Consider the following 2,670-nt stretch of genomic DNA (forward strand, 5'->3'; position numbering starts at 1 on the left):
AAGTAAAACCGAAGATCAGAGCCGGGTGTCGAGGCGCCGCGGCAGTATAGGCGGGTTCGGCGAGCAAGCGCATGCCTCTCCTTCTCCCCTTGTGGGAGAAGGTGTCGCCGAAGGCGACGGATGAGGGGTGCTCCAGAAGACACCAGCCTCTCACTCCGCTGGAACACCCCTCATCCCGTCTCGGCGCTGCGCGCCGATCCACCTTCTCCCACAAGGGGAGAAGGGGGAACCAGCGCCACAAGGGGAGAAGGTGGAACCAGCGCTACTTCACCTTGGAACTCTTGCCCGGCGCCTTGACGGCGGCCGCTTCGCTCCTTGGCTTGCGCGCCGGCTTTGATGGCGACGGCGTGGTCAACGGAGACGCAAAGACGGAACTCTCCGCCTGGCGCGGCGCCTCTTCGGCGCGCGGCTTCTCGAGCACGACGACGCAGCCATCAAGGTCGTTGGTGGCGAGATGCGCATAGCGCATGGTCATCGACAACGTCTGATGGCCAAGCCACATCTGCACGCGCCGGATGTCGATGCCACCCTGGACGAGACGCGAGGCGCAGGTGTGGCGCAGGATATGCGGCACCACCTGCTCGTCGGCGCCAAGACCGACTTCGGCTTTCGCTTCGTTCCAGATGGCGCGGTACTGCGCCTGGGTCAGCTTGGTGAACGGACCTTTCGGCCGGCGGCCTTCGGTGGTCGGCGGCAGCTTGATCACTTCCTTGACGCGTTCGGTCATCGGGATGGTGCGGCTGCGGCCGGATTTGGTGATCCAGAACGAGACGCGGTGTTCCTGGATGTCGTTCCAGATCAGGCCGAGCGCCTCGCCGAGGCGGCAGCCGGTATCGACCAGGAAGACGGAGAGCCGATAAGCATCCTCGCAGCGGCTCTTGACGGCGGCGAACAGCCTTGCCTCTTCGTCCCTTTCGAGGAAACGAATCCGTCCCGCCCGCTCCTTCTGGCGGCGGAATTCGGGCAGGCTGTGGATATCCCCCATCTTATGAGCCTTGCGCAGCAGCTTGCTGAGTGCAGCCATCTTGCGATTGATGGTTGCGTTGCTGTTCCCGCGCTGGCGCAAGGTACCGATAAGACTGTCCAGGGTGTTCTGGTCAAAGGTGCTGAAACGCTCTCCCAGAAGGATCTCGTCTATTTCACCGATGAAAGAGCTGACATTGTATTTATGCCGCCCATCGTCCCAGAGTATGTCCCGGTATGCTGTAAAAAGTTCCCCGATCCTATAGGATTTTACTTCTCTGATCCTGTTGTATGTGTATCGAAAGTTCGAGTTCTGAGAAGAAAAAACCGCAAAGTGACCAGAGGACCCCCCCTCTTGAATCGCTTCATTCGTCATTTTGTTGACCACACCCCCGAGTGGATAGGCGACACCTAGCCGCTCGAAAGCGTCCTTTCAAGAGTTTTTTGTCCGACAAAATGATTTCTTCCGCCAAGCGGCGGATCCCAACGAAACCATTCCACAGACTTCAGCTACCGTACCCCCTTCTCTTCCTTCGTTGCCCACGCCCAAGTCACGAAAAACAAAACAGCCCGGACGTTAAAGCGCCCGGGCTGGATTTCACTTCAAGCAGTCCAGCCCTTAGAACGAGCGCTGGAAACGCAGGTGGGCACCCCAGAAGTCATCGCTGACGGGGTGGTAGTCGCTCGAGCCCTGGTTGACATAATCAACCTCGCCCGTGATCGTGAAGCCGGGCACGATGTCGTAAGCGACGTTGGCGGCCAGGCCGAAGGTCTTGCCTTCATCATAGGAAAGCTGGGCGTTGAACGAAGTCTTCTCGTTGAACTTGTAGGTGCCACCGCCATAGACGGCCCAGTTGCCCTCCCAGTTCTTGAAGAAGTTGTGGACGACGTTCTTCTCCGTGCCGTAGGTCGCCATGGCCCACAGCGAGATCGCATCGGTGGCGTTCACGTCGAGACGAACCTTGCCGGCCCACTCTTCGTAATTGCTGTCATATGCGACGGTACCGCTGACCCCACCCCAGCCCTGCGTGTACTTCACGCCGCCGACCATGTGCGGAATATAGCTGTCGATCGTGTTGGCGCCGTCGCCGTCTTCCAGCGAGACCACGGCCGAGAAGCCGTTGCCGGCGTCGAAGGTGTACTGAATGAGGTTGGTGTCGAAATCGCCACCGTAGCCGACCAGCGAATCCTCGATGACACTGCCGGCATAGCCGCTGAACGTATCCCACGCCGTTTCGTCCTTACCGACGCGGAACCCACCAAGCTGGATCCAGGCGAAATTCAGCGACCATTGGCTGCCGGAATCCTCTTCATCCCAACCATCCCTGAAGTTGAAGCGGTTCTCGGTATAGGTCCTCAACGTGCCGAGCTCGGTTTCCTGGCCGGTCCAGGTCTTCAGCGTGAAGCGGGCCAGCTTATGATAAGTGTCGTGGGTGCCGTCGCCCATGCGGTCGGGCACATCCTGGTGGCCGGAAATATCGCCGAAGCCGATGTCGTAACGGATATAACCGCCGATGCGCAGGCAAGTCTCGGTGCCGGGGATGTAGAAGTAGCCGGCGCCGTACACGTCGCAGATCTTGACGTATTCAGCCGGTTCCGGCTCGGCGACGGTCACCGCGTCGGCGGCGCGGGCGCCGGAAACTGCGATCAGGGCCGCAGCTGAGCCGAGAAGAAGGCTCTTGATGTTCATTTTCTGACCTCCAGTCA

General features: G+C 59.9%; 2 protein-coding genes. Both read right to left on the reverse strand.

Annotation, left to right across the window (positions count from 1 at the left end):
• Positions 1–262 precede the first annotated feature (262 nt).
• Positions 263–1,339, reverse strand: a complete 1,077-nt coding sequence (locus EOA38_RS32980) for a site-specific integrase (protein ID WP_127221259.1) — start codon at positions 1,337–1,339, stop codon at positions 263–265.
• Between the two features lie 243 nt (positions 1,340–1,582).
• The gene (locus EOA38_RS32985) at positions 1,583–2,653 is read right to left on the reverse strand and encodes a porin (RefSeq protein ID WP_127301202.1); all 1,071 of its coding nucleotides are present in this window, start codon (positions 2,651–2,653) and stop codon (positions 1,583–1,585) included.
• Positions 2,654–2,670 lie beyond the last annotated feature (17 nt).

This window comes from Mesorhizobium sp. M1E.F.Ca.ET.041.01.1.1 (genome assembly GCF_003997355.1).
Taxonomy (GTDB): domain Bacteria; phylum Pseudomonadota; class Alphaproteobacteria; order Rhizobiales; family Rhizobiaceae; genus Mesorhizobium.

Coding starts and splice junctions, on each gene's coding strand:
- EOA38_RS32980 (WP_127221259.1), bottom strand. CDS start 1,339: ATGACGAATGAAGCGATTCAAGAGGGGGGGTCCTCTGGTCACTTTGCG.
- EOA38_RS32985 (WP_127301202.1), bottom strand. CDS start 2,653: ATGAACATCAAGAGCCTTCTTCTCGGCTCAGCTGCGGCCCTGATCGCA.